This window comes from Rhizobium sp. WSM409 (assembly GCF_057653825.1).
In genome coordinates, this window is sequence record NZ_CM172794.1 from 4,057,223 (window position 1) to 4,083,194 (window position 25,972).

General features: G+C 61.5%; 24 protein-coding genes. 7 read left to right on the forward strand and 17 right to left on the reverse strand.

Going from position 1 to position 25,972, the window contains the following annotated elements; all coding sequences use genetic code 11:
- Positions 1-41 precede the first annotated feature (41 nt).
- The 6 genes from AC25BC_RS19995 to AC25BC_RS20020 form a co-directional block, all read right to left on the reverse strand.
- Complete coding sequence (locus AC25BC_RS19995; RefSeq protein WP_012759253.1) at positions 42-2,258, reverse strand: primosomal protein N'; 2,217 nt, start codon at positions 2,256-2,258, stop codon at positions 42-44.
- Positions 2,259-2,363: 105 nt separating this feature from the next.
- Positions 2,364-3,251, reverse strand: coding sequence for an ABC transporter ATP-binding protein (locus tag AC25BC_RS20000; protein WP_012759254.1), 888 nt, complete (start codon positions 3,249-3,251; stop codon positions 2,364-2,366).
- Positions 3,248-4,282, reverse strand: a complete 1,035-nt coding sequence (locus AC25BC_RS20005) for an ABC transporter ATP-binding protein (RefSeq protein ID WP_012759255.1) — start codon at positions 4,280-4,282, stop codon at positions 3,248-3,250. Before AC25BC_RS20005 ends, AC25BC_RS20000 begins: the two co-directional genes overlap by 4 nt.
- Positions 4,283-4,286: 4 nt before the next feature.
- Complete coding sequence (locus AC25BC_RS20010) at positions 4,287-5,144, reverse strand: ABC transporter permease (protein ID WP_017995361.1); 858 nt, start codon at positions 5,142-5,144, stop codon at positions 4,287-4,289.
- A gap of 6 nt (positions 5,145-5,150) precedes the next feature.
- On the reverse strand, positions 5,151-6,155 hold the full coding sequence (locus AC25BC_RS20015) for an ABC transporter permease (protein WP_487778526.1): 1,005 nt from the start codon (positions 6,153-6,155) through the stop codon (positions 5,151-5,153).
- 67 nt (positions 6,156-6,222) lie between these two features.
- A complete protein-coding gene (locus AC25BC_RS20020; RefSeq protein ID WP_017995362.1) occupies positions 6,223-8,124 on the reverse strand; it encodes an ABC transporter substrate-binding protein in 1,902 nt (633 codons plus the stop codon).
- Between the two features lie 350 nt (positions 8,125-8,474).
- Between AC25BC_RS20020 and AC25BC_RS20025 the strand changes: the two genes are divergently transcribed.
- Positions 8,475-10,103, forward strand: a complete 1,629-nt coding sequence (locus AC25BC_RS20025; RefSeq protein ID WP_128438291.1) for a GH39 family glycosyl hydrolase — start codon at positions 8,475-8,477, stop codon at positions 10,101-10,103.
- A gap of 55 nt (positions 10,104-10,158) precedes the next feature.
- Here the strand turns inward: AC25BC_RS20025 and AC25BC_RS20030 are convergent, their stop codons facing one another.
- On the reverse strand, positions 10,159-10,830 hold the full coding sequence (locus tag AC25BC_RS20030; RefSeq protein ID WP_012759259.1) for a GntR family transcriptional regulator: 672 nt from the start codon (positions 10,828-10,830) through the stop codon (positions 10,159-10,161).
- A 132-nt stretch (positions 10,831-10,962) separates the two neighbouring features.
- A complete protein-coding gene (locus tag AC25BC_RS20035) occupies positions 10,963-11,988 on the reverse strand; it encodes a Gfo/Idh/MocA family protein (RefSeq protein ID WP_128438292.1) in 1,026 nt (341 codons plus the stop codon).
- Between the two features lie 240 nt (positions 11,989-12,228).
- On the opposite strand from AC25BC_RS20035, the gene AC25BC_RS20040 reads away from it, so the two are divergent.
- The 3 genes from AC25BC_RS20040 to AC25BC_RS20050 are packed head-to-tail and all read left to right on the forward strand — an operon-like array spanning position 12,229 to position 15,757.
- Positions 12,229-13,941: an IlvD/Edd family dehydratase gene (locus AC25BC_RS20040; protein ID WP_128438293.1), complete on the forward strand. Its 1,713-nt coding sequence runs from the start codon at positions 12,229-12,231 to the stop codon at positions 13,939-13,941.
- Complete coding sequence (locus AC25BC_RS20045; protein ID WP_012759262.1) at positions 13,938-14,810, forward strand: amidohydrolase family protein; 873 nt, start codon at positions 13,938-13,940, stop codon at positions 14,808-14,810. The genes AC25BC_RS20040 and AC25BC_RS20045 overlap by 4 nt, the downstream gene beginning before the upstream one ends.
- 14 nt (positions 14,811-14,824) lie before the next feature.
- Positions 14,825-15,757 carry a dihydrodipicolinate synthase family protein gene (locus AC25BC_RS20050; protein WP_128438294.1) on the forward strand — a complete coding sequence of 311 codons (933 nt, stop codon included), beginning with the start codon at positions 14,825-14,827 and terminating at the stop codon, positions 15,755-15,757.
- On the opposite strand, the gene AC25BC_RS20055 is transcribed toward AC25BC_RS20050, so the two are convergent.
- Both AC25BC_RS20055 and AC25BC_RS20060 read right to left on the reverse strand, forming a co-directional pair.
- Positions 15,738-16,235, reverse strand: a complete 498-nt coding sequence (locus AC25BC_RS20055) for a GNAT family N-acetyltransferase (protein WP_128438295.1) — start codon at positions 16,233-16,235, stop codon at positions 15,738-15,740. The two genes, AC25BC_RS20050 and AC25BC_RS20055, sit on opposite strands and share 20 nt — an antisense overlap.
- A gap of 14 nt (positions 16,236-16,249) precedes the next feature.
- Complete coding sequence (locus tag AC25BC_RS20060; protein WP_128438296.1) at positions 16,250-17,200, reverse strand: GNAT family N-acetyltransferase; 951 nt, start codon at positions 17,198-17,200, stop codon at positions 16,250-16,252.
- A gap of 139 nt (positions 17,201-17,339) precedes the next feature.
- Here AC25BC_RS20060 and AC25BC_RS20065 point away from each other — a divergent pair, with 139 nt between their 5' ends.
- From AC25BC_RS20065 to AC25BC_RS20075, 3 genes are all read left to right on the forward strand, one after another.
- Positions 17,340-18,275: a tyrosine recombinase XerC gene (locus AC25BC_RS20065; RefSeq protein ID WP_062941246.1), complete on the forward strand. Its 936-nt coding sequence runs from the start codon at positions 17,340-17,342 to the stop codon at positions 18,273-18,275.
- 189 nt (positions 18,276-18,464) lie between these two features.
- Positions 18,465-19,541, forward strand: a complete 1,077-nt coding sequence (locus tag AC25BC_RS20070) for a TraB/GumN family protein (RefSeq protein ID WP_017995369.1) — start codon at positions 18,465-18,467, stop codon at positions 19,539-19,541.
- Positions 19,542-19,571: 30 nt separating this feature from the next.
- The gene (locus AC25BC_RS20075) at positions 19,572-20,129 is read left to right on the forward strand and encodes a hypothetical protein (protein ID WP_012759268.1); all 558 of its coding nucleotides are present in this window, start codon (positions 19,572-19,574) and stop codon (positions 20,127-20,129) included.
- A gap of 69 nt (positions 20,130-20,198) precedes the next feature.
- On the opposite strand, the gene AC25BC_RS20080 is transcribed toward AC25BC_RS20075, so the two are convergent.
- From AC25BC_RS20080 to AC25BC_RS20110, 7 genes are all read right to left on the reverse strand, one after another.
- Positions 20,199-20,699, reverse strand: coding sequence for a cytochrome b (locus tag AC25BC_RS20080; RefSeq protein WP_128438297.1), 501 nt, complete (start codon positions 20,697-20,699; stop codon positions 20,199-20,201).
- Positions 20,700-20,800: 101 nt separating this feature from the next.
- Entirely contained in the window at positions 20,801-22,207 is a 1,407-nt protein-coding gene (lpdA, locus tag AC25BC_RS20085) for a dihydrolipoyl dehydrogenase (RefSeq protein WP_128438298.1), read from the reverse strand.
- A 98-nt stretch (positions 22,208-22,305) separates the two neighbouring features.
- The gene (locus AC25BC_RS20090) at positions 22,306-23,058 is read right to left on the reverse strand and encodes an SDR family oxidoreductase (protein WP_012759271.1); all 753 of its coding nucleotides are present in this window, start codon (positions 23,056-23,058) and stop codon (positions 22,306-22,308) included.
- A complete protein-coding gene (locus AC25BC_RS20095; protein WP_128438299.1) occupies positions 23,055-23,585 on the reverse strand; it encodes a hypothetical protein in 531 nt (176 codons plus the stop codon). The genes AC25BC_RS20090 and AC25BC_RS20095 overlap by 4 nt, the downstream gene beginning before the upstream one ends.
- On the reverse strand, positions 23,582-24,331 hold the full coding sequence (locus AC25BC_RS20100; protein ID WP_128438300.1) for a DUF4241 domain-containing protein: 750 nt from the start codon (positions 24,329-24,331) through the stop codon (positions 23,582-23,584). The genes AC25BC_RS20095 and AC25BC_RS20100 overlap by 4 nt, the downstream gene beginning before the upstream one ends.
- Before the next feature lie 13 nt (positions 24,332-24,344).
- Positions 24,345-25,610, reverse strand: a complete 1,266-nt coding sequence (gene odhB / locus AC25BC_RS20105; protein ID WP_128438301.1) for a 2-oxoglutarate dehydrogenase complex dihydrolipoyllysine-residue succinyltransferase — start codon at positions 25,608-25,610, stop codon at positions 24,345-24,347.
- 39 nt (positions 25,611-25,649) lie between these two features.
- Positions 25,650-25,958, reverse strand: coding sequence for a YciI family protein (locus AC25BC_RS20110; protein ID WP_113547572.1), 309 nt, complete (start codon positions 25,956-25,958; stop codon positions 25,650-25,652).
- Between the last annotated feature and the right edge of the window lie 14 nt (positions 25,959-25,972).

Genomic DNA, 25,972 nt, shown 5'->3' on the forward strand with positions numbered 1-25,972 from the left:
GGCATGGGCCGAAAAAGGAGGAAATGGCGACTTCATTTGATTTAGAGAAAACTCTGCGGATCGATATCCAGCTGCACCTGCACCGATCCACGCTCTTTGGGCGATTGTGAGAGCATCGCCCGCAGAAAGCCCTGCATGTCCGAGTTCCGCCGGCCGTGGACCAAAAGACGGAAGCGGTGGCGGCCGCGCACCAGCGCGAGCGGCGCTTCGGCCGGACCGAGCACCGAGATACCTGACACCTGCGGTGCGGCGTTGCGCATGCCGCGCGCATGGTTTTCTGCGTCGTGGCGGGTTTCGGCCGAAACGATGATCGACGCCAGCCTACCGAAAGGCGGCAATATGGCGCGTTCGCGTTCGGTGATCTCGCGCTCGTAGAAAGCGTCGGAATCGCCGGAGACAATTGCCTGCATGACAGGATGCTGCGGCTGATAGGTCTGCAGCAACCCATGACTCTTGAGGCCGGTGCGCCCGGCCCGGCCCGTCACCTGCGACAAGAGCTGGAAGGTGCGTTCGGCCGCGCGCGGGTCGCCATTGGCAAGGCCGAGATCGGCATCGACGATGCCGACCAGCGTCATCAGCGGAAAATTGTGCCCCTTTGCCACAAGCTGGGTGCCGATAACGATATCGGCCTCGCCCTTGGCGATCGCTTCCAGCTCCAGCCGCAGCCGCTTCACCCCACCCATGATATCCGAGGAGAGAACGATCGTCCGCGCCTCCGGAAAATGCCGTTCCACCTCCTCCGCGATGCGCTCGACGCCTGGCCCGCAGGCGACGAGATGATCGAGCGTGCCGCATTCTGGGCATGCCTCGGGCGTGCGCTCGGCATGGCCGCATTGATGGCATTGCAGCTGCTTGCGGAAACGATGCTCGACCAGCCAGCTCGAACATTGCGGGCATTGGAACCGATGGCCGCAGACCCGGCAGAGCGTCAGCGGCGCATAACCGCGCCGGTTGAGAAACAGCAGCGCCTGTTCGCGCTTGTCCACCGTCTTGCCGATCGCCCGGATCAGCACAGGCGACAGGAAGCCGCCCCGCTCCGGCGCGTGCCTGCGCATATCGACCAGATGCAGGTCCGGCATCGCCGCATCGCCGAAACGCGTCGGCAGGTGGACGGTGCTGTAGCGTCCGCTCTGCCCGTTGACCTGGCTTTCGACCGACGGCGTCGCCGACACCAGAATGACGGGAAAATCACCGATGCGGCCGCGCACGACGGCCATGTCGCGAGCATTGTAGAAGACGCGATCCTCCTGCTTGTAAGCGGGATCGTGTTCCTCGTCGACGATGATCAGGCCGAGATCCTCGAAGGGCAGGAAGAGCGCCGAGCGAGCGCCGGCCACCACCCGCACTTCGCCGGTCACCGCCTGGCGCCAGACCTTTTCACGCATGCGCGGCGCAAGATCGGAATGCCATTCGGCAGGCTTTGCCCCGAAGCGGTCCTGGAAGCGCTCCATGAAACTGGCCGTCAACGCGATCTCCGGCAGCAGGATCAGCACCTGCTTACCGCGTTTCAGCGTCTCGGCAATCGCCTCGAAATAGACCTCGGTCTTGCCGGAGCCGGTTACCCCGTCGATCAGCGACACCGAAAATTCGCCCTTGCGGACATCGGCAACGATCTCTTCTGCCGCCTGCTTCTGCGGCCCTTCGAGACGTGCGGCGGCGAAATCCGGATCCGGCATCGCAACGACCGGCGGCGGCGGCAGGAATATCGCCTCAAAAATGCCGAGCGTGATTAGCCCGTCGACGACACTCGTCGAGACACCCGCCGCATGCGCAAGGCCGCTGCGTGTCCAGGAAAAGCCGTCGGAGGCGGTATCGAGCACCCGGGCGCGCGCCGGCGTCATCCGCTCCGGTTCGCCGCCGACGAGCTTCAGCCCCTCCACCATCGGTTCCGGCTCGAAGGCGTTCGGCGCCCGCAGCGCCATACGGGCGACGAGGCCGGGCGGCGAGAGCGTATAGGTCGCCACCCAATCGATGAAATCCCGCATCTCCCTGGCAAGCGGCGGGCAATCGAAGACATGGCTGATCGGCCGAAGCTTCTTTGGATCGACGCCGTCCTCGCCGCCGTCCCAGACGACGCCGATCACCTGCCGCGGCCCGAGCGGCACCTGCACGACCGAGCCGGGCTCGACCGCCATGCCATCCGGCACCGAATAGGAATAGGGTTTCGGCGCCGGCATCGGCACCAGCACGGGAACCGTTCGGTTCGCGGGCGGTGCCTCGAAAAGCGCGCCAAAGAGATCGGACGAATCTGTGCTCATCGCGCGAGACCATGCCCGCAAATCGATGGAATTGGAACCGCAAAGACGCAGCGACGCGTTCCGGCTGGTCGCAACGATTTAAACAGTGAAGCTCAGAATTGCGCTTCACCTGGCAAGTCGGTCGCCACTGCCGGAAGTGGCTTCATTTGTCTCGGCATTGCGCTGCCGCAGACGCAGGATCGCCGATGCCTCGCGAGGATCGGGCGGCAGAACGGCGTTCTTCAACGCGATCGAATAGGCGTGTTTCGGATGTTCCAGCACGTCCCTGGCATCGCCGCTCTCCACCACCACGCCCTTGCGCATGATCACCACGCGGTCGGAAATATAATAGGCGGTCGCAAGATCATGGGTGATGTAGACGATCGAGACGTTGAGCGCATCACGCAGATCGCGGAAGAGATTGACGATCGACATGCGAAGCGATGCGTCGACCATCGAGACCGGCTCGTCCGCCACGATCAGCTTCGGCTCGGGTATCAGCGCACGGGCGACAGCGATGCGCTGCAATTGGCCGCCTGAAAGCTCGTGCGAGAAGCGGCCCTTTATCTCCGCCATCGACAGGCCGACGCGTTGGAGGGCAACGTCGGCAAGCGCCTCTTTCTCGGTGCGGCTCTTTGCCCCCTTGAAGCGATGCGCGGTGGCCAGCAGATACTCGTCGATCCGGGTCAGCGGATTGAAGGCCTCGAATGGATTTTGGAAGACCGGCTGGACCTTGGCCATGAAAGCCTCGCGATCCCTGCGGGACCGCACCGCCTTCACATCCGTGCCGTCGAAATGAATGCTGCCCCGATCGGCCTTTTCGCTGCCGAGGATCATCTTCGCCAGCGTCGATTTTCCGGAGCCGGATTCGCCGACGATCGTGAATATCTCGGGTTTGTCGGCGGCAAGCGCAAAGCTGACATCGTCGACCGCCTTCATCTTTTCGCGCGAGAAGAAACCGCCGATCGGAAAGAGCTTGGTCACATGGTCGAGTTCGAGGAGATTGCTGCTCATTGGATCTGGTACTCCCCGGCACGGAAGCACGCGACCCGCCCTCCCGTCGCGCTCGGCAGCATCGCCGGCACTTCACGTGCGCATTTGTCGATCGCGATCGGACAGCGTGGATGGAAACGGCATCCCGAAGGCGGATCCGAAAGTGCCGGCGGCTTGCCCTTGAGGCTTTTCCGCGTCGAGACGTCGCCAATGCGCGGCAGGCTGCCGATCAGGTGGACGGTGTAGGGATGCTGGGGATTGTCGAAGATCGCCTGCGTCGGCCCCTCCTCCGCCAGCCGTCCCGCATACATGATGGCCAGCCGGTCGGTGATGGCGGCATGCACAGACATGTCGTGGGTCACGAAGATGACCGAGGACTGCAGGCGGGTCTGCACTTCCTTGATCAGCGCCAGCACGTCCTGCTGGACAAGCACGTCGAGCGCCGTCGTCGGCTCGTCGGCGATGATGAATTCCGGCTCGCAGACGGTGGCAAGGGCGATCGTCAGACGCTGGCGCATGCCGCCCGAAAGCTGATGCGGAAAGGCTTCGAGCACATGAGGATCGAGATGCAGCCTGGCAAGATGCGCCTCGACGCGCGCGCGGAAGGCGGCGGGATCGAGGTTCATATGGCGGGAGGCGAAATCGGTGAAGGCGTGTTTGACCCTTCTGACCGGGTTCAGCACGTTCATCGAACCCTGCATGATGTAGGAGAGGTGACGCCAGCGTGCCGCCTTCATCTTCGCCGGTTCGCCGTAGACATCGATCGGCCCGTCGGCAAAATTGAATTTCACCGTTCCGCCGACGACGCGCATCGGCGGGCGGATGGCGCCGGCAAGCGTCTTGATCAGCGATGTCTTGCCGCTCGAGGATTCGCCGGCAATGCCGTAGATCTCGTTCTTGCGGATGGTCAGGCTGATATCGTCGACTGCGCGGATTTCCCGCCGCACACCGAAATAGTCGTTGACGTAGTAGCATTTCAGCCCGTCGATCGTCAGTGCGTCCATGGTGTTTTCGGCAAGGGTCAAAGGCTGCGTCCTCATCAGGTTCTGCATCTCCTCAAGCTCCCATGCGGGCGAGCCGCGAGCGCGGGTCGATATATTCGTTCACCGACATGGCGAGCATGAACAGGCCGAGGAAGAGGATGACGACGAAGAGCATCGGAAAGGCGACCCACCACCATATGCCCGATACCATCGCGGAATGCGCATTGGCCCAGTAGATCATGCCGCCGATCGTCGGCCGGTTGATGTCGGAAAATCCGAGCACCGAGAGCGTCACTTCGAGGCCGATCGCCCAGATCATGTTGTTCATCGTCGTGAAGAAGACGATCGGCATGACATAGGGCAGATGTTCGCGGATGAGGATCTGCGGTGTGCGCATGCCCGAAAAGACCGCGTGCCGGGTGAATTCCCGCTGACGGAGAGACAGGGCGACGGACCGGATCAGCCGGCTGTCATGTGTCCATCCGAGCAGCGCTGCGGTGATCGCCAGCATGAACCACGTCATCTGGTCGCGGAGCACGAAGACCAGAAGCAGCAGGATCGGAATGTTCGGCAGTGCGCCGAGCGTATCGTTGACCGCCATGATGATCTGGTCGGTTCGGCCGCCGATATAGCCGGAGATCAGCCCGACGGCGATGGCGATGATGCGGCTGACGAAGGCGACGATGATACCGAAGAACAGCGTATTTCGCATCGAGGCGGCGATCTGCCAGAAAACCTCCTGGCCGCGCGAGGTGGTGCCGAGCCAGAATTCGGCCGAAGGCGGCATGTCGGGCGCAACGACATAGATGGCATTCTCGTCATAGGGCGAGAAGAACGACGCCACGATCAGCGCCAGGATGATAGAAATCAGGATGGTTCCGAGCAGGAACTCCTTGTTGTAGCGCAGCAGGTCTCTGAGGACTTTGAACATCGCGGATTACCCCAGTTTCACGCGTGGATCGATCAGCGGATAGATGATGTCGATCACGAAGACCGCGGCGGCAACCGCGATGATGGCGATGGTGGTGACACCGAGCACGAGGCTGTAATCGCCGGAATAGATGCCGGAGATCAGAAGCTTGCCGATCCCGGGATAATTGAAGACGAACTCGACGATGACGGCGCCGCCGAAGACATTGCCGAGACTGAGCGCCAGGCCGGTGACCTGCGGCAGCATGGCGTTGCGCGCCACATATTGCGAAAAGATGCTGCGCGAGCGCACGCCGCCAAGTTCGGCATAGACGACGTGGTCGTCGGTGACGATGTTGGAAACCAGCGAGCGCATCGAGATGAACCAGCCGCCGATGCCGACGAGCACGAGGGTCAGGGCCGGCAGGATGCCGTGTTCGATCACCGAGCTGATGAAGGCCCAGTTGAAGGCCGGCGCGAGATTGACCTGCGCGCCGTCGCTGATCGGCAGGATCGGCCAGATGAAACCGAAGAGGATCACCAGGCTGAGACCGATGATGTAGGTCGGGATCGGCTGCAGCGCCATGATGACGATGCCGGCGACCTTCAGCAGCTTGCTGCTGCGGAAATAGCCGGCAAGCGCGCCGAGAAAATTGCCGATGATCCAGGAAATTATCGTTGCGAGCGTCAGAAGCCCGACGGTCCAGGGCAGTGCCCGGCCGATAACGGTCATCACCGGAGTCGGGAAAGACGAAAGCGACGGGCCGAAATCGCCGGTCAGGACACGGCCCCAGAAGGTGAAATACTGCTCCAGCAGCGGGCCGCCGGTGCCGTAGAGCTCGCGCAGCAATTCGCGGAGGATTTCGACGGCCTGCGGATCGGTGGAACCGAAGCTCGTCAACAGCGATACGGTCTGCTCGATCGGATCGACCGGCGAAAAATGCGCGATCAGGAAGGCCAGCGTGATGCCGGTGAAGACCACGAAGAGAAATTGCAGAAAGCGTTTTGCCGCATAGATCAGAAAGCCGTTCATGACATCGACCCTTCAATAGCAGAACGGAAACAGCCGGCGGCCGGCTGTTTCCTTTGTTGTGCCTCGATCAAGGCTTCGGCGCATCCGGATTGGCCTTCAGCCCGACCACCATGTAGCGAATGTTCGACCAGTTCGGACCCGAGGCCGAATAGGGATTGTCAGCGCTCGGATAGTTGGTCCAGTAGGTCGTATCGAGCGGTGCGAACTTGTTGTAGGCCATCAGCGGGATCATCGGCATTTCCTCGACGGCAAGCTTCAGGAAGTCCTGGCCGAGCTTGGCGACATCGGGCGAATCGAAGGCGATCGACCGATTGCGCTCGATCAACTGGTCGAGACGCGGATCCTGCCAGCGCTGCAGATTGCGCGGCGGCTGGATCTGCCCGACCGGCTTGATGAACTCCGAATGATAGCTGTCGAGGAAGAAGGAGAGGTCGGGATGACCGCCCCAGGTCTCGATGCTCCAGTAGATCGCCGTCTCGAAATCGCCGGTGCTGAGGCGCTGGCCATTGGTCGGGCCGGCGACATCGACCTTGGTGGCGATGCCGGCTTGCGACCATTGCTGGGCGATCACCGTGCCGGCGCGGGCAAGCGTCGGGATGGCATCGCCTTCCACCTGCAGGCGGATCGTAAAGGGCGTGCCGTCAGGCTTCACCCACTGGCGGCCGCTTTTCTTGAAACCAGCCTTCTGCAGCAGCTCGGTTGCAGCCTGAACGTCCTTCTTCCACCAGCCGAAGCCGAATGTACGCTGCAGCTTGGCCGGATCGGTCGGGATCTGATCGGCCCATTGGCTGCGCACCATATTGGCGATCTGCGCCGAGATGTTGGGATCGTAGGGCTTGATCTTGCGGGATCCGGTGTCGAGCTCGAAATTCGTCAGCCAGTCCTGCATCGGTGCGTAATAGTCGTCCGGGGCGGAACCCGTCGGCGGCGTGGCAAGGGCGGCGATATTGGCCGCGCCGCGGTAGGAGCCGAGCGCCACTTCGCGGATATCGATCAGTAGAGCGAGAGCCCAGCGCACGTCTTTATTGTCGAAGGGCGCCTTCTTCGTATTGAAGAGAACGGAAGGCAGCGTCGGGTCCGGATGTGCGAAAGGAAAGCCCTTCAGCCAGGAGGCCGTGCTCTTGCTGTCGCGCATGATCGAGAACATGCCCTCGGGCGCCATGTCGTTGATGACGTCGAGATTGTGGTTGCGCTGTTCGATGACGCGCGCTTCCGGATTGCCGGCGGCCCGATAGACGACGTATTTGACCTCAGGCGGTTGTGCCGCAGCCAGGCCGATCGACGTGCGCTGCCAGTCATCACGCAGCTTCCAGATCGTCCAGTTGCCGCCCTTGTCATAGCTCTGCAGCTGGTAGGGCCCGAGCGAAACCGGCGGATTATTATTGAAGGACAGCGGATCGGCGGCCTTCTCGAAGACGTGCTTCGGCATGATCCAGGCGGCATTCCAACGCACCGTGAACAGCGTGTGGAAGCGCGAGTTCGGCTTCTTCAGATGAAAGACGACGGTCTGCGGATCAGGATTTTCGATACTCGCGACATTGACGGTGAAGGGCGCGCTCCAGGCCATGCCGGGATGGTCGATCTGCGTCTGCACGGTATAGACCACGTCGTCGCTGGTAAATTCGACACCGTCGCTCCAGAAGATCCCCTTGCGCAGCTTTACCGTCATCTCGGTGAAATCGGCGTTGTAGCTCGGCGGTTCGCTGGCAAGCGCATTCTGCCAGGCATCCTTGCCGCCCTCGGGATTGATGAACCACAGCGTATCGGTGGTCAGCTGCTGCAGGCCGTTGAGGTTTGCCGCCGCCCCGCCGCCCGGAGCCCAGACGTTGAACCAGTCGGCATTCTGCTGCGGCGTGCCCTGGATGATCAGCGTTTCGTTGCGCGGTATGCCGGCAATGAAATCCTGCGCAAATGCCGGAAGGGCCATGAGCGACAATAAGGCAAAGGCTGCATATTTACGGAACTTCATCGGATGTTCCTCCTCCTCAACTCGCCGCGGCGAGCGCTTCCCGTAATCAATTGACGATGGCGTCCAGCGAACCCCTGCCTGCGCGTGCCGTAGGGCACATGCACTCCTCGGCGGCGGGTGAACTCACGCCGTAGTTATCGACAATTTTTTGAGAAACGGCAACTAATAATTTTGCTTGTCATAAAAAATAGCGCATTTTCAGGCATTTTTGGCGCAGGGCAGCGATGTGCTTTTTTATATTATTGACAAAGTGAGCGTTTGGCTTAGCTTTTGCGGCGAGCGCGGCGCCCTCCCAAGAGGCCGCACTTCATCACCAGACAGGTCGGCTGCTTTCGGGAGGAGGCTTTGGCATGACCGTTCAAGAGGACACCAGAATGAGCAGCCCCTATGACGTGACAATCTCCGTTCACGCCAACCGGCCAACCGGCAAATACCAACCTTTGTGGAACTGGTTCGGCTACGACGAGCCGAACTACACCTACTCCCCGCACGGCAGGAAGCTGCTGAAGGAACTCACCGAGCTGAGCCCGGAGCCGCCCCGCATCCGTGCGCACAATCTTCTGACCAGCGGCGACGGCCTGCCTGCCCTCAAATGGGGTTCGACCAATGCCTATACCGAGGATGCGAACGGCAATCCGGTCTATGATTGGACGATCGTCGACAAGATCTTCGACACCTATGTCGAAGCCGGCAACATTCCGCTCATCCAGATCGGCTTCACGCCGGAGACGCTCTCCGATTTCGACGGCCCTTATCGCCACCAATGGGAGCCGGCCGACAAATACGCGACGATCACCACCGGCTGGACGGCCCCGCCGACGGACCTGAAGAAATGGGGCGACCTGATCGAAGCATGGGCACGGCATCTTGCCGAGAGATATGGCGAGGACGTCGTTTCAAGCTGGCCGTGGGAAGTGTGGAACGAGCCGGACGGCCACTACTGGACCGGCACCATCCCGCAATTCTGCGAAATGTATGATGTCAGCGCCAAGGCCCTGAAGCGTGCCTTGCCCAATGCCCGCGTCGGCGGCCCGCACACCTGCGGCGCCTTTGCCAATGAAAAGGCCCAGACCTTTCTGCGCGCCTTCCTCAGGCACGTGGTCGAGAACAAGTCGCCGATCGATTTCCTCGCCTTCCACGCCAAGGGCAATCCTGTGATCTACGAGGGTCACGTGCGGATGGGCCTGCACAAGCAGCTCCGCGACATCGAGACGAACCTTGCCATCATCAATGAGTTTCCGGAACTCCGGCACCTGCCTGTGGTGATCGGCGAATCCGATCCGGAAGGCTGTGCGGCCTGCTCCGCACGCGTCCATCCCCAGAACGGCTATCGCAACGGTCCGCTTTACGGCGTCTATGTGGTCGAGAGTATGATCCGCACTTACGAGCTTGCAAGACGCGCCAACATCCACATCGAAGGCGCGGTGACCTGGGCCTTCCTCTTCGACGACCAGCCCTATTTCGACGGCTTCCGCGATCTTGCCACCAATGGCGTCGATAAGGCTGTTCTCAACGGCTTCCGCATGCTCGGCAAACTCGGCGGTGAATGGCTGGAATCGGAAAGCGATTATCGCCGCGACATCGAAGATATCATGAGCCATGGCGTTCGCGGCAAGCCCGATGTCAACGTCGTGGCAACCCGCGACGACAAGGGCGTTTCCATTCTCGTCTGGCACTACCACGACGATGATGAAGCCGGGCCGTCCGCCAATATCACGGTCAATCTCGACGGCTGGGACGGCAAGTCCGCCTCGCTCAAGCATTTCAGGATGGACGAGGAGCATTCCAACGCTTTCGGCGTCTGGAAGGCGATGGGCAAGCCGCAGAATCCGACCGGCGAAGACTATGCCAGGCTGGAAGCCTCGGGAAAACTCGCCGAGATCGACGGTCAGGCATCGGTCAAGGTCGACGACGGTAAGATCGGGCTCAAGGTCTCCCTACCACGTCAAGGCGTGTCTCTCCTGCGTCTCGATTGGTGAGCCGGTAGGCGAAGGGAGCGCAATCGAAAGATTGCGCTCCCATTAAACGGCCCGGTCAATTCTCGCTGACATAGGCAAGATAACGTTTCTTGCTCGGCTGTAGATGGTCGACGCAGAGCTGGGCGAGAACCCAGTTATCCCCGCCACGCAGCATCTCGATCATCAGCCGGTGATGCTCATGCGAGATGCGTAGCGATTCCTTGCTCGACATTGAATTGGCACGCACCGGCAGGCTGAGCCGCATATAGAGCTCGATCGATTGCACGAGATGCGCATTGCCGCAGGCGCTAAAGAGCGTCAGGTGGAACTTGTCATTGGCCTCGTGCACACCCCTGAGATAGCCGGATTCGATGTGGCGGCCATGCTCCTCATGCAGCGCCAGCAGTTCCTCAATCAATGCCTCGGGCGCCGGCAGCTTTATCCACAGCGCCGCCTGCCGTTGCAGCAATTCCCGCACGTCGTAGATTTCCTGGACCTGGCGAGCCGTCAACGAACGCACCGTTGCCCCCTTGTTGCGCTCCCGAACCACGATGCCCATCGTCTCGAGCTGCACGATCGCCTGCCGGGCGAAATGGCGCGTGACGTGAAAGCGGGCAAGAAGCGTGTCTTCGGTCAGGCGGGTTCCGGGCGCAAGCCGCCCGAAAATGATGTCTTCCTCCAGCGCGCGGGCAATACTTAAATCATCATGCTCGATGCCGTCTTCGCGGCTTTCGTTGAGCGTCTGCAAATGTCATCTCCTCTGAAGCATAACCCCGAAAATCGAAGTCGATTTTCGGAAAAGGATTATGCGCCAATTTAATGTGATAGAGCGTCCTTAGCGCGTCCTGTCGGACGCGCGGCGCTCTAACGGCGAGCCATGTTACAGTGGATTGCGTTCCGGGTCGAACCGGCTCAGGCGATAGATATCCTCGACAAGGGCAAGCGTCTTGATGTTATCGTCCGGCGATGTCTCCATCGCCACCTTTCCATCGAGGCTGTCGAGGAAATGCGCAATGGTCGCGTCATAGGCGCCCTGGTAGGTCTCGTCAGGATCGAAGCTCTCCCGGCGCTGCTTCGCACCCTCGGCCGAGAGCAGATTGCCGTTCAGTTCGAGCGTGCCGAGCGCCCCGAAGATGCGCAGGTGATCGCGCGGCGACGGCGGCGCGCCATGCACGGCGAGATTGGCATTGACGGTGACGAGAACGCCATCGCTCGTCCGGCGCAGGACGACGCTTGCGACATCCTCCGCGACGATATCGCGATTGCTCCTCTCAAGCCGTGCACTGACCACCTCCAACTCGCCCAGAAGATATCTCAGCGCATCGAGATGATGGATCATGACCTCCATGACCAGCAATCGCTGCTGGGTCCGGAAGAACGGCTGGCGCACCAGCGCCGGCCTCTTTCCCTCCGCATCCGCGATCATGCCGCTGGACAGGAATTCGAACTGCACCTGCCGGATCTCGCCGGCTAGCTCCTCGTCAATCCACGCCTTCAGCCGCCGATAATAGGCGCGGAACCGCCAGTTCTCGTGGATCATCAGCCTGCCCCTGCCGGAAAGTCCTTCCAGCAGGTCGACCGCCTCGCCGTAAGAGGGCGCGAGCGGCTTCTGGCAGATGATGTCGAGGCCCTTTGCTGCCGCCAGCCGAACCAGTTCGACATGGAACTCCCGCGGCGCGCAGATATCAACGGCATCGAGCTGCTCGGCATCCAGCATCGCCTGCGCGCTCGCATAGCTGCGCGCGATATCGAAGGCGGCAAGCCGGGCTTCGACGGCGCTCAGCGACGGGTCGGCGATCGCCACGACCTCGGCTCTTTTCGACTGCCGCATCCATGCAGGCAGATGGTAGGCACTGACCCAGCCGGCACCGATAATACCGATACGCCGTCGTTCCGTTCCCATCATCGCGCTTCCTCTGCATTCAATCCTATTTTATCAATAATCTATCCTGCCTCCTCACAAAAGCCAATCATCTGATTGCTGAACGAAAGCGCGAATTGCGGAGATTCCTATTGTATTTTATGGTGATCGCCGAAGAAATTCAAAAATACGATACAGTGACACCATCTTATTTATTGACAATCCTCCGTATCCCTCTACCCTGACGCCACGGCCATGGATCAATTTGGCGAGGGAGGAACAGCTTTGTCGAACGGTCTTCGCCGCAAGCTGACGAGTTATGGCGATCAGGGATTCTCCCTTTTCCTGCGCAAAGCATTCATCAAGGCCATGGGTTATTCGGACGATGCGCTCGACCGTCCGATCGTCGGCATCGCCAACACCTACAGTGATTTCAACCCCTGTCACGGCAATGTGCCGCAACTCATCGAGGCAACCAAGCGCGGCGTAATGCTGACGGGTGCGATGCCCATGGTGTTTCCGACGATCTCGATCCATGAGAGCTTTGCCTCGCCGACCTCGATGTATCTGCGCAATCTGATGGCGATGGAAACGGAAGAGATGATCCGCGCCCAGCCGATGGATGCCGTCGTCCTGATCGGCGGCTGCGACAAGACCCTGCCGGCCCAGATCATGGCCGCCGCAAGCAGCGAGATACCGGCGATCTTCCTGCCGACCGGCCCGATGGCCGTCGGCCACCACAAGGGCGAACGGCTTGGCGCCTGTACGGATTGTCGCCGTTTCTGGGGGCGCTTCCGCGCCGGAGAGATCGACGAGGCCGAGATCGCCGAGGTCAACAACAAGCTGGCCAGCTCGATCGGCACCTGCACGGTGATGGGCACGGCGAGCACCATGGCGAACCTGACCGAAGTCATGGGTCTCTGCCTTCCCCGCGCCGGTTCGGCGCCCGCCGTCGAATCCGAACGGGTTCGCCTTGCCGAGGAGACGGGCCGTGTCGCTGCGCGTCTCGCCATGGATGAGGCCGCGCCGACGGTGCGCGATATCCTGACGCCGCAGGCAGTCCGCAACGGCCTCGTCGCGCTTCAGGCGATGGGCGGCTCGACCAATGCCGTCGTCCACCTTGCCGCAATCACCGGCCGCCTCGGCCTGCGCCTCGACATGGCCGAGCTCGACCGGCTGGGCCGGAGCATTCCCCTGCTCGTCGACCTGCAGCCCTCCGGCCAGCATTATATGGAGCAGTTCCACGAGGCTGGCGGCGTCCCGGCTCTGTTGAAGGCGGTGCGCCATGAAATCGACGGCAGCGCCCCGACGGTCTACGGCAAAACGATCGGCGAAATCATCGACGCTGTCGTCGACGAGCCGGGCCAGACCATCATCCGCACCGTCGAGAAACCGTTGAAGCCGATCGGAACGATCGCCGTCCTGCACGGCAATCTTGCGCCGCGTGGCGCCGTCATCAAACAATCCGCAGCCTCCAAGGATCTGCTCCAGCATATCGGCCGCGCCGTGGTCTTCGATTCCGTCGAGGATATGACGCTGCGCATCGACAGCGACGATCTCGACGTCCATGCCGATGACATCCTGGTTCTGCGCAATGCCGGGCCAAAAGGTGCGCCCGGCATGCCGGAAGCCGGCTATCTACCCATCCCGCGCAAGCTCGCGCGGCAGGGCGTGAAGGACATGGTGCGGATTTCCGATGCCCGCATGAGCGGCACGGCCTTCGGCACGATCATCCTCCATATCGCGCCTGAAGCCGCCGATGGCGGCCCTCTGGCGATCGTCCGCACCGGCGATCGCATTCGCCTCGACGTCGAGGGCAGGCGCATCGACCTTGACATCGACCAGGCGGAATTCGATCGCCGCATGCTTGATGTCGTCAACCGGCCCTCCCCGGCCCCGGCGCGCGGCTATGCCAGGCTCTATCAGGAGCGCGTGCTCCAGGCTGACGAAGGCGCCGACTTCGACTTCCTGCAAAGCGAGGAGTTCGACGCGCGATGAGCGCCGCTGATATCGAGGCACCGCTTTGCCTGCCCCACCGGCCGCTGACGCGGCTGCCTCGGGCGGCACTGCCGCAAGGCACGGTCGACACGCATTTCCACGTCTTTCGCACCGGCGCTCCGCTCAACACCCCACGCAGCTACACGCCTGACATCGCGACGATTTCCGACTGGATCGAATTCTCCGGCAGCCTTGGCATTGTCAGAGGCATATTGGTGCAGCCAAGCGTCTATGGCCGCGACAACAGGGTGTTGCTGGAGGCGCTTGCCGCCTATCCAGATCGTCTGCGCGGCGTCGTCGTCATCGATCCCGAAACTACAGAAACCGAGATAGAGCGGCTCGACCGGCTCGGCGTGCGCGGCGTGCGGATCAATACGCGCAACAAGGGCGGCCTCCCGCTCGCCGCCGCCAGGACACTGGCGGAGAGTATTGCCCCTCTCGGCTGGTCGCTGCAATTGCAGATCAATCCCGAACAACTTTCCGATATTGCAGCAACGCTGTCCGGCATCCGCCTGCCCATCGTCATCGATCATCTCGGCTTCATTCCGCTTGCCAGAGAGACGAGATCATTGCATGTCGATGCGCTGAAAAGACTGATGGACAGAGCCGAGGCCTACGTCAAAGTAACCGCGCCCTATCGTCTGACGAAGGACGTGAATTACGACGGTTTTGCCGAGGTCGGCCGCGCCCTTGCCACCAGCCATGCGGAAAGGCTGCTCTGGGGCAGCGATTGGCCGCACACCGAATTGTGGGACGGCATGCCCGATGACACTGAGCTAGTAGAGACCATGCAGGCCACCATCGACGACCCCGCGGTTGCTGAAAAGATTTTTGTTCGAAATGCCGAAGCGCTGTTCTTCGGCCGCTGAATTGGAGAGCACCAATGGCCAGACTGACTGAAGATGCCAAGGGCGTCTATGTGATCGCCGTAACCCCCTTCACCGATGACGGCGCGCTCGATCTCGCCAGCATCGACAGCATGGTCGATTTCTACGAAGGTGCCGGTGTCACCGGCCTGACGGTGCTTGGTCAGCTCGGCGAGGCCCCGAAGCTGACGGCCGAGGAATCGCGGATAGTCGTCGAAAGGGTGCTGAAGCGACTCGATGGCCGCCTCCCCGTCGTCGTCGGCGTTTCGGCGCCAGGGCTTGCGCCAATGAGCGAGCTCGCCGAAGCCGTCATGGGTGAGGGTGCCGCCGGTGTCATGGTCGCGCCACCCTGGACCGTCAAGACCGACGATCAGGCTTTCGCCTTCTACCAGTCGGTCGGCGAGGCCCTGGGCGATACGCCCTTCGTGCTGCAGGATTATCCGCTCACCACCAATGTGACGATTGCGCCCAAGGTCATCGAGCGCATCGTCAACGAGGTGCCAAACTGCGTCATGCTCAAGCATGAGGATTGGCCGGGTCTTTCGAAAATCTCGGCACTTCGCGCCGCCAGCGACAAGGGCGCCATGCGGCGTATCTCCATCCTGTGCGGCAATGGCGGGCTTTTCCTGCCCGAAGAAATGGGCCGCGGCGCCGATGGCGCCATGACCGGCTTTTGTTATCCCGAGATGATGGTTGGTGTCGTCGAGGCCTATGCCGCCGGAAATCCCGATCGCGCCCATGCGATCTTCGATGCCTATCTCCCGCTCGCCCGCTACGAACAGCAGCAGGGCATCGGTCTTGTCTCGCGCAAATATGTGCTTGCCAAGCGCGGTGTGATCAAGTCCGCCACCCTGCGCAAGCCGGGCGCCAAGCTCTCGGCGCTTGATATTGCCGATGTCGAGCGGCTGCTGGCGCGCCAGGCCATCCGCCTCAAGGAGATCGGGGCGTAGCACACCGGCGCAAATGCAAAGCCGCTGGATCATCGCTATGGCGCTGCAGCGCGAGCAGATGCGTATATCCATCTCGTCCGTGGGGTTGAAACCCGAGCGACTCCCAGAACTTCGCTGCACCATCGTTTCCCGCATGAACGGTGACGACAGTGCAGAAGGAACGCGCATGATCGACCAGAGCCAGGGCAAGCATCCGGCCGATGCCGCGCCCGCGCATTGCCGGACGAATGTAGAAACGCCGCATCCGCAACGCTCCTGACATGGCGGTGTCGACAGTCATGCCGCCGATGCCGACGAGCGCGTCGTCGACATAGGCGCCAAGCAACCTTTCGCCGTCACGATCGAACCTGACGGCGCCGGCCGACCATTCGTCGATAAGGCGGGCGACATGGCGATGGCCCTCACGCCGGGCCTCGCTTTCAAGATCTGCGATCTCCTGCGGCAATCGATCGCGGAGCCTCAGGATATCAATTGTCATGGCAATGCCGGTGGTTAGATTGCAGGAACCGGAATCTCGCGGCGCGTCGCCGCAACCGGCAGACCGACCGGCGCGAAACTCGCGTCACCATCTCTAGCCATGTCCTGCACCGTATGTTTCTCCAGCGCCTTCGTCACTTCATTGAGGTCGCCGTCCAGCTGTTCGGCCGGAATGAGATTGCCGATGACGAAATCGAAGCGGTCGCCGCGTTTGTTCAACAATTCGTGGAACACGGTCATGTCGCGAAGCTCGGTAGACCATTTCGCCAGCCAGTAGAACAGGCCGGAATTGCGTGCCGTCATATGAATGGGAAGGATCGGCAGATTGTATTTGCGCGCCAACCCGACGGCCGAGGTCTTCCACGGACGTTCATTCAGCCGGCCGTTCGCCCAATAGGCGATACGGCCTGAGGGAAAGAGCACTGTCGCCTTGCCTTCCTTCACCGCATGGTTGGTCAGCTGCAGCGTTTCGCGCGCTTTCAGCTTGCTCTTATGCTCCTCCCGCCATTCGACGGGAATGATCATCTCGGCAAAGCGCGGATTGACGCGGATGGCATCGCGATTGGCAAAGAACATCATGTCCGGCCGGCGCGTTTTCAAGAGATCGAACACGGCAACGCCGTCGGCAATTCCGGTCGGATGGTTGCTGACGAGGATGAAGCCGCCGGTATCGGGAATGCGTTCACCATTGGTGATGCCGATGTCGAGCCTCAGCACATCGCTCAGATATTCGAACGACTGGAAGCCCGGCATTTTGGCGACCGCATTGGCGAATTCGAGCGCCTTGTTATAGCGCAGCAGCGTGTAGAGGAACGGCCGCATAACCGGCCAGAGCGGATTTTTCACGATCCTCTGGCCGCGTTCGGCAATCAGCGTATCGACGATATGACCGGGCTTTCCGTGTGAAACGAGAGCGATCGCTTCCGCGAGCTGTCCGAAAGCCGTCATGGAATCGCGCCGTGCCATGAAAGATCCTGTCTATGGGGTATAAGCTATCGCAATAGAATATGATCGAAGGATGACAAACGCTTGGCCGGCATTAGCAATTCCATAACTGTTCCTGCTCCAAATTGGCGGACTTGAAGGCAAAATCAAGGCCCGCAACGTGAACGAACTGCTTGTTATCGCCGATCCGCGCCTGATGACGGAACGGGCCGCCTGGCTCGAAAACCTCGCCAGTGAGCGCCGTCTTTCCGAGCACACGCTCGACGCTTACGAGCGCGATACCCGCCAGTTTCTGACCTTTCTGACCGGCCATCTCGCCGGCCCGGTGACGCTTGGCGATATCAGGGAGTTGCGCTCCGCCGATTTCCGCGCCTTCCTGGCGGCCCGGCGAAAGCAGGGCTCCGGCGCCCGATCGCTCGGTCGCAATCTCGCCGGTCTTCGCTCGCTGCTGCGCCATCTCGAAAAGAAGGGCTTGGTCAACGCCGCCGGTGCTGCCGCGGTGCGCTCGCCGAAACAGCCGAAATCGCTGCCCAAGCCGCTGTCGGACACCCAGGCGATCACCGTCGTCAGCGACGACGCCCAGCTCCATGACGAACCCTGGATTGCGGCGCGCGATGCGGCGGTTATGACGCTGCTCTACGGCTGCGGCCTGCGCATCTCCGAAGCGCTGGATCTTACTCCCGCCGACCTGCAGAAGGGCGCGACGACTCTCCGCATCACCGGCAAGGGCAACAAGACGCGGCTGGTGCCGCTGCTCTCCGTGGTCTTCGACGCGGTCGAGAAATACCGCACGCTCTGCCCATACCATCTCGAGGCTGGCGAGCCGCTGTTTCGCGGCGCCCGCGGCGGCAAGCTGCAAGCGGCGATCATCCAGCGCACCATGCAGAAGATGCGCAGCGCCTTCGGCCTGCCGGAGACGGCGACACCGCATGCACTGCGCCACTCCTTCGCCACCCATCTGCTTGCCGGCGGCGGCGATCTGCGCACCATCCAGGAATTGCTCGGCCATGCCAGCCTTTCCACAACGCAGGTCTATACCGGCGTCGATGCATCGCGGCTGCTCGAGGTGTATGATCGGGCGCATCCGCGAGCGTAATGGATGTCGCCCAAAAGTGCGCAGCGGTTTTGGGGCAACGACATGCATAAACGATAGGCTTAAAGCGCATCGCATGGATGCGATTGAATGTGAGGCGCTTTAAGCTCTCGTTAAGGCATTCTCTTAAAGGAATATGCGCAAGCCGGGCGTAGAGCATGAAGCCTATAGCATGTGATCGGAACACCCATCATGACGACATCAATCGGCCGCCGGACGTCTTACCTCGCAGTGCCGGCCAATCTGTTGCTCTGGCTGATCGCAGCCTTTCACATGCTGCTTCTTGCCGCCCTGTTTGCCGCCTTCCTGACGGCAAGGCCGGCAGCGGCCGAAGACGTCGCCTGCACCGGCCGCAATCTGATGGTCGAGCTGCAGCAGAACGACCCTGCCCGCTACGCAGAGGCGCTGAAGGAAGCCGACGCCACGCCGAACGGCAAGGGTATCTTCTGGAAGATCGAGAAGCCGGGATTGGCACCCTCGTGGCTGCTCGGCAGCATGCATGTCACCGATCCGCGCGTGCTGGCCCTGCCGCCGCGCGCCCAGGCAGCCCACGATGCCGCCGACACGATCATCATCGAATCCGACGAGATCCTCGATGAGCGGAAGGCGACCGCCGCCCTGCTTGCAAAGCCGGAACTGACGATGTTCACCGACGGCACGACGATCGACAAGCTGCTTTCTCCCGAGGACTACAAGCGTCTCGAAACCGGCCTCAAGCAGCGCGGTATCCCGATCAGCGCCGTTTCCCGGATGCGGCCCTGGATGATTTCCAGCGCCGTCGCCCTGCCGGCCTGCGAAATCGCCCGCAAGGCAAAAGGCGCGCAGTTCCTCGACCAGAAGATCGCCACCGATGCCATTGCTCAGGGCAAACAGGTCAAGGGGCTGGAAACCCTTGCCGAGCAGATCCAGGCCATGGCCGATCTGCCGGTCGAATTCCATCTGAAATCGCTGATCGAGACGCTGGAACTCGGCGACAAGATGAGCGATGTCGTCGAGACGATGACCGACCTCTACCTCTCGGGTGATATCGGCATGACCATGCCGATGCTGAAAACCGTGACACCGGAGGAGGAAGGTGAAAACAGCGATTATGCCGCCTTCGAGCAGCGCGTCATCCTTGACCGCAACAAGGTGATGGCCGAGCGCGCAGCGCCCATCCTCGACAGCGGCAACGTCTTCATGGCCGTCGGTGCCCTGCATCTGCCCGGCAAGGACGGCGTCATCGAACTGCTGCGCCAGCAGGGCTTCACCGTAACAGCTGTAAATTAAGCCTTCAGTGCCAAGATTGACGGAGCGGACATGCTTGGCAAAGTCGGCCTTGTGCACCGGATGGGCGGCGTGAAAACAAGCTCTGGTTCGGGAAGCGAATTAATTTCGCCGGAGATGGAAACTATAAATCGGCCCAACTTTTTGCCGCCACCGCGGAAGCACAAATTGAAAGCTATTCGCAGTTTACGAATGGTCGCGATTCTTGCCGCTTCCGCTATCCCATGCATCGCCACCGCCACCCAGAGTAATCGATTTCCGCTGGGAAAATATTGCGGGGAACTCCTGTCGAACGGCATCATGGCAGAGGCGCAGACAACGTTCGGTCCGAGTGTCACAGACGGCAAGATAAGGGGAAGCTACGTATTCTTCGAGGAAGGGCAGACTGTCACTGGCTTGCTGGCTGAGCCGAGCGACGACGGTGATGGAAATGATTTAACGCGCAATCTCGTTTGGCAAGACAAGTACGGCCACGGGAATCTGGTTATAACCTTCACATCGGATTTCTCCGAATTCCAAGGAAACTGGAGTGACGGAGGGAAGGCGTCTTTTCCATGGAACGGGATGCGTTGCGAACCAACTATAAGCTAAATCAAACTCCCATTTGTGCCACCTCATCGATTAACGGGCCAAGGCGCATGTGATCGCTTATGCCGGCGATCAGCCGAGCGTCATGCGGCGCAGAACATTGCTTTTCCAATAGAACTGATGGACGAGGGCGCCGGCGACATGCGCCGCGATCAGCGCCCAGAGAATGATTTTCAGGACATCCGCGTGGAACGAACCGGCGGGATTGATACCGAAATAGTAGGCGGCGATGCCTGAAAGCGGCATCGCGAAGATCAGGATGTAGAGGCCGGCATGGGCAAGCCTCGCTGCAAGACGGAAGATCGCCGGCTCCTGCGCGATCTCATCCGGAACGCCCTTGGTAAAACGCAGCCCGAGCCTGAGGAAGGCAAGCAGCAGGATGGCGATGCCGACATAGGCATGAATATTTGCCGACGAAATCTGCTCCGGTGTCGGCACCTGGCCTCTGCGCATCAGCCGATGCCAGATATTCATGCCGTCGGGAAACAGCAGGTTGAAGAAGATCAGCAGCGCCACGGCCCAGTGAAGAAAACGCTGGCTCAGGCTGTAACTCACGATGGATGGCTGCTGCATTTCTGGACCTTCACGGATGCTGAACTCAACGATACGCAACAACTAAAACAGCCGCCTGCCTTCCGGCAAGCGGCTGTATGCTTTGTTACGAATATGTAAGATTACATATGGATCGGCTTGAAGAAGGTTGCGAGCGCAGCCTCCTTCACCGCTTCCGACATCGTGGGATGCGCGTGGCAGGTACGGCCGAGATCTTCCGAGGAACCGCCGAACTCCATCAGTACGGCGATCTCGTGGATCATCTCGCCGGCGCCGAAGCCGACGATATGGCCGCCGAGCACCCGGTCGGTTTCCTTGTCGGCAAGGATCTTGACGAAGCCGTCCGTTGCCAGCATCGCGCGAGCGCGGCCGTTCGCCGTGAATGGGAACTTGCCGACCTTGTAAGCGACGCCTGCCGCCTTCAGCTCTTCCTCGGTCTTGCCGACCGAAGCGATTTCCGGCTGGGTGTAGACGACGCTCGGAATGACCTCGTAGTTCACATGGCCATGCTGTCCGGCGAGGATTTCGGCAAGCGCCACGCCCTCGTCTTCCGCCTTGTGCGCCAGCATCGGACCCTTGACCACATCGCCGATCGCATAGATGCCGGCGACATTGGTCTTGTAGTGACCGTCGATCTCGACACGGCCGCAATTGTCGAGCGTAACACCGGCCTCTTCGAGGCCGAGGCCCGCCGTGTATGGCTTGCGTCCGGTGGCAATCAGCACGACCTCGGCGTCGAGCGTCACCTTGTCGCCGCCCTTGACCGGCTCGAAAGTGACCTTGGCGCCCTTGTCGGCCTTTTCAACGCCGGTGACCTTGGCGCTGAGATTGAAATCGATGCCCTGCTTGGCCAGCATGCGCTGGAATTGCTTGGAGACTTCGCCGTCCATGCCGCCAAGGATGGTGTCGAGATATTCGACGACGGTGACTTTGGCGCCGAGGCGCGACCAGACGGAACCGAGCTCGAGCCCGATGACGCCGCCGCCGACGACGATCAGCGTTTCCGGCACCTTCTCCAGCGCGATGCCGCCGGTGGACGAGATGATGGTCTTTTCATCGATTTCGACCTGGACGCCGGGAATGCCGGCGACATCGGAGCCGGTGGCGATGACGATGTTCTTGCCTTCGATCTCCTGCACCTTGCCATCTTCGGCGGTGACGGAGACCTTGCCGGCCGAGACGATCTTGCCGGTGCCCTGGAAGGTATCGATCTTGTTCTTCTTGAAGAGGAAGGCGACGCCGTCGACATTCGACTTCACCGTCGCATCCTTGTGGGCCATCATATTGCCGAGATTGAGCGTCGGCGCCAGGACATCGATACCGAGCGCGCTCATCCCGTGGCCGGCCTGATGGAACATTTCGGAGGCATGCAGCAGCGCCTTCGACGGAATGCAGCCGACGTTCAGGCAGGTGCCGCCATAGGTCGCCCGCTTTTCAATGACGGCGACCTTGAGGCCAAGCTGGGCCGCCTTGACGGCGCAGACATAGCCGCCCGGGCCGGTTCCGATAATGATCACATCGTAGGACATTGCTTCTTTCCCTTTGGATTTTTCGTTTAATCGGCCGCGCGCGATATCTGGCCGTAGAATTCGAGAATATATTGCAGGCTGTTTTTCGCCCTGTCGTTCTAGCGGCCGCCGCTCACATTGAGGATCGCGCCGGTGATATAGGAAGCCGAAGGTGACAGAAGATAGAGGATCGCATCCGCCACCTCCGCGGGCGTGCCCGCGCGCTGCATCGGGATCGACGGCGCCAGTTCCCGCGGCCGATCCGGCAGGCCGCCGGAGGCATGAAGGTCGGTTTCGATGACGCCGGGCCTTATCGCATTCACACGGATACCCTCGGCTGCGACCTCGCGCGCCAGCCCGACGGTGAACGTGTCGATCGCCGCCTTCGAGGCGGCATAATCGACATACTGCGTCGCCGAACCGAGGATCGCCGCCATCGACGAGATGTTGACGATCGCCCCGCCCTGCCCGCCATGCCGGCTCGACATGCGACGTATGGCCTCTGCGGCGCAGAGTATCGAGCCTGTCACATTGACGCGCAGCATGCGCTCGATCCGCTCCGCCGACATCTCGTCGACGCGCTGGGGATAATCGACGATGCCGGCATTGTTGACGAGCCCGTCGAGCCGGCCGAAATGCCGGTCGACCGTCGTAAACATCGAGACGATATCCGCAGCCTTGCCGACATCCCCCTGGATCGCCACGGCCTCGCCGCCATCCTCGACAATCGCAGCCACGACGGCATCCGCGGCTTGACGGTTGGCGGCGTAGTTCACCGCGACACGCCAGCCCTGGCGTGCCGCGAGCCGTGCAGCCGCGGCGCCGATACCCCGGCTTCCGCCGGTAATGAGAACAACAGGTGTATCGCTCATGTCGCACACTCCTTGAATGTCAGCACGTCCCACGGTGCCACCACGGCCTTGCCCTCGCCCCAGGCGCTGGATTCGCGGATGGCGGGACCAAGGCCGGGAAGCACGAGCTTTTCAGCCGCTTCAGCGCCTTCGGGTTGCAGATTGTCCATCTCGCCCTCGGCATCCATGCCATAGACGGCGCCCTGCCAGACCGTGCAGGCATTGAGATCGGCGCCGGTCGCATCACCCTCGGGGCAGTTGAACATCAGGATGCCGATGGCGCGCACCGGATCTTCCGACGGCATGACATAACCTTCCATCACGACAGGTGTCTTCAGCGCGCTGACCTTGAACTGGTTGCTGGCGGCCGCCGATGGAGAATTCAGCGGTGCAAAGCGCAATTCATAGGCACCATCGCGATCGACATAGACAGCCTGCTCCTGCTTGCATGCGGCACCGAAGGTGGAGGCCGGAACGACGAAAAACGCGGCGGCTGCGATTGCAGCCACGCCTTTCCGTCTCGCCGTGGTCCTGATCCTTCCGCTCATTGCAGCTTCGGCTCCCTCCGCCCGTCGGCGTTCTCGACAACGCTGAAATCCGTCAACAGCACCAGTGCACGGCCATCCCTGTCGAGCCCCCAGAAGGCTGGATAGAAACCGTCGCCCCAGCCGCTCCAGAACACCGCGACATTGCCCTTCTTACCGGCGACCGGCCGGTGCAGCGCATAGATGTCCTTGTTGGCTTCCAGGTCCGACGCCAGCACGTCGTCGTAATAGTTGACGTCGGAATCCGGTTTCTGCGCCTGCACCTGCTTTTCGCGCTCTCCGATCAGATCAAGCGTATCGACGTCCATGTAACAGCCGAGGCCGGCATCGACAGGATAACCGAAGATCTCGCCGTCCTTCAGCGTCGCCGGGTCCTGCCCGGGCAGGACCGCAAGCTCCCAACGATCCGGCTTGCCCTCGGCAAACCGCATGCTGGCGGCCGCGACGCGCCCGAAGGCCTGGTAGAGCGTTACCGGATACTCGCCAGGCGCAACCGTTCTTGCGAGTGCCGGACGGTCGGGCTGGGCGAGCGGATCGGCCGCAACGATGCGCCCCGATGTCAGCTCGACATTGCCCATATGGATGACGCCGATCGACCGGTCGGAAAGCTCGGCATCGCTGAGCGCCACCAGGTCGAAATTGCTGCTTGCCTTGCCGATATCCCAGCCGGCAGCCGATGCGGCGACCGGAATATGCGCGGCGGCAGCGCAAAGAAGAAGGCGCGCCGCTCGCATGATCCGGTTCCGCATCGAAAGCGCTCCCTTAGAGATCGAGAACCAGACGTTCCGGATCTTCCAGGCTTTCCTTGACGCGCACGAGGAAGGTGACCGCTTCCTTGCCGTCGACGATGCGGTGATCGTAGGACAGCGCCAGATACATCATCGGACGGATGACAACCTGGCCGCCGATCGCAACCGGCCGCTCCTGGATCTTGTGCATGCCGAGAATGCCGGACTGCGGCGCGTTGAGGATCGGCGAAGACATCAGCGAACCGTAGACGCCGCCATTGGTGATGGTGAAGGTGCCGCCCTGCATGTCGGCCATGGAGAGCGAGCCATCACGAGCTGCCTTGGCAAGACGGCCGAGTTCCTTCTCGATTTCGGCGATCGACATCTGGTCGGCGTCGCGGATGACGGGAACGACGAGGCCTTTGTCCGTACCGACGGCCATGCCGACATGGCAGTAGTTCTTGTAGATGACGTCGGTGCCGTCGATTTCGGCGTTGACGGCCGGCAGTTCCTTCAGCGCATGCGTCACCGCCTTGGTGAAGAAGCCCATGAAGCCGAGCTTGACGCCGTGCTTCTTCTCGAAAATGTCCTTGTACTTGTTACGCAGATCCATGACCGCCTTCATGTCCACCTCGTTGTAGGTGGTCAGCATGGCGGCGGTGTTCTGCGCATCCTTGAGGCGCTTGGCGATCGTCTGGCGCAGGCGCGTCATCTTCACGCGCTCTTCGCGCGAAGCATCCTCGACCGTCGACGGGCCCCGCGCGGCGGCAGGCGTTGCTGCGGGCGCGGCCGCCGGAGCGGAAATGCCCTTGGCGACGGCGGCGATGACATCGCCCTTCAGCACCTGGCCGCGCTTGCCGCTACCGTCGACCTGATCGGCAGAAAGGTTGTTTTCGGCAAGCATCTTCGAAGCCGCCGGTGCCGGCGGCATGGTGGAGACGGAAGCGCTCGATGACGACGATGCAGCAGCGGCAACTGGCGCTGGCTGGGTAGCAGCAGCCGGGGCCGGCTGGGCGGGCGCGGCGGCCGGTGCAGCAGCAGCCGGCGCGGCAGCAGCGGCAGCACCTTCGGCGATCTGGCCGAGCAGCGCGCCGAGACCGACGGTCTCGCCGGCGGCAACGACGATTTCCGAAAGCGTGCCGGAGGCGGGTGCTGGAACTTCGATGGTCACCTTGTCGGTTTCAAGCTCGAGAATCGGCTCGTCGGCCTTGATGGCGTCGCCGACCTTCTTGAACCAGGTGCCGACGGTTGCCTCGCTGACGGATTCACCGAGAGTTGGAACGCGGATTTCTGTGGCCATTGTTCAGATCCTGATTTCGTGTGTTTTCGTTTATGCGTTTCAGACGGCGGGCGGCCGCGAGATGATCGAGGGCATCGGCAGGATATCGAAGCGGAAACCGAAACCGGAAGCGATGATCGGATCGCCGTCGGCAAGAAGCTGCGCCGCCGCCTGATCCTCGACCTCGACGATCGCCATGCCCCAGGCGCCTTCACCCTCGAAGACGGGTCCGACGACGATAGCCGATCCCGCAAGGGCGATCCGATGCCAGTATTCAGCATGGCGTTTCATCGCCGCCATTTCCTCCCCGGTCCCGTCATGCGGGAAAGTGGGGCGCGGCGGCTGCAGTCTCAGAAAGAAATAAGCCATTGCGCGCCCCCTTG

Bases quoted from the DNA above. Each gene is read 5' to 3' on its own strand.
- AC25BC_RS19995 (WP_012759253.1), bottom strand. From the start codon at position 2,258: ATGAGCACAGATTCGTCCGATCTCTTTGGCGCGCTTTTCGAGGCACCG.
- AC25BC_RS20000 (WP_012759254.1), bottom strand. From the start codon at position 3,251: ATGAGCAGCAATCTCCTCGAACTCGACCATGTGACCAAGCTCTTTCCG.
- AC25BC_RS20005 (WP_012759255.1), bottom strand. From the start codon at position 4,282: ATGCAGAACCTGATGAGGACGCAGCCTTTGACCCTTGCCGAAAACACC.
- AC25BC_RS20010 (WP_017995361.1), bottom strand. From the start codon at position 5,144: ATGTTCAAAGTCCTCAGAGACCTGCTGCGCTACAACAAGGAGTTCCTG.
- AC25BC_RS20015 (WP_487778526.1), bottom strand. From the start codon at position 6,155: ATGAACGGCTTTCTGATCTATGCGGCAAAACGCTTTCTGCAATTTCTC.
- AC25BC_RS20020 (WP_017995362.1), bottom strand. From the start codon at position 8,124: ATGAAGTTCCGTAAATATGCAGCCTTTGCCTTATTGTCGCTCATGGCC.
- AC25BC_RS20025 (WP_128438291.1), top strand. From the start codon at position 8,475: ATGACCGTTCAAGAGGACACCAGAATGAGCAGCCCCTATGACGTGACA.
- AC25BC_RS20035 (WP_128438292.1), bottom strand. From the start codon at position 11,988: ATGATGGGAACGGAACGACGGCGTATCGGTATTATCGGTGCCGGCTGG.
- AC25BC_RS20045 (WP_012759262.1), top strand. From the start codon at position 13,938: ATGAGCGCCGCTGATATCGAGGCACCGCTTTGCCTGCCCCACCGGCCG.
- AC25BC_RS20050 (WP_128438294.1), top strand. From the start codon at position 14,825: ATGGCCAGACTGACTGAAGATGCCAAGGGCGTCTATGTGATCGCCGTA.
- AC25BC_RS20055 (WP_128438295.1), bottom strand. From the start codon at position 16,235: ATGACAATTGATATCCTGAGGCTCCGCGATCGATTGCCGCAGGAGATC.
- AC25BC_RS20060 (WP_128438296.1), bottom strand. From the start codon at position 17,200: ATGGCACGGCGCGATTCCATGACGGCTTTCGGACAGCTCGCGGAAGCG.
- AC25BC_RS20070 (WP_017995369.1), top strand. From the start codon at position 18,465: ATGACGACATCAATCGGCCGCCGGACGTCTTACCTCGCAGTGCCGGCC.
- AC25BC_RS20075 (WP_012759268.1), top strand. From the start codon at position 19,572: ATGCTTGGCAAAGTCGGCCTTGTGCACCGGATGGGCGGCGTGAAAACA.
- AC25BC_RS20080 (WP_128438297.1), bottom strand. From the start codon at position 20,699: ATGCAGCAGCCATCCATCGTGAGTTACAGCCTGAGCCAGCGTTTTCTT.
- lpdA (WP_128438298.1), bottom strand. From the start codon at position 22,207: ATGTCCTACGATGTGATCATTATCGGAACCGGCCCGGGCGGCTATGTC.
- AC25BC_RS20090 (WP_012759271.1), bottom strand. From the start codon at position 23,058: ATGAGCGATACACCTGTTGTTCTCATTACCGGCGGAAGCCGGGGTATC.
- AC25BC_RS20095 (WP_128438299.1), bottom strand. From the start codon at position 23,585: ATGAGCGGAAGGATCAGGACCACGGCGAGACGGAAAGGCGTGGCTGCA.
- AC25BC_RS20100 (WP_128438300.1), bottom strand. From the start codon at position 24,331: ATGCGGAACCGGATCATGCGAGCGGCGCGCCTTCTTCTTTGCGCTGCC.
- odhB (WP_128438301.1), bottom strand. From the start codon at position 25,610: ATGGCCACAGAAATCCGCGTTCCAACTCTCGGTGAATCCGTCAGCGAG.
- AC25BC_RS20110 (WP_113547572.1), bottom strand. From the start codon at position 25,958: ATGGCTTATTTCTTTCTGAGACTGCAGCCGCCGCGCCCCACTTTCCCG.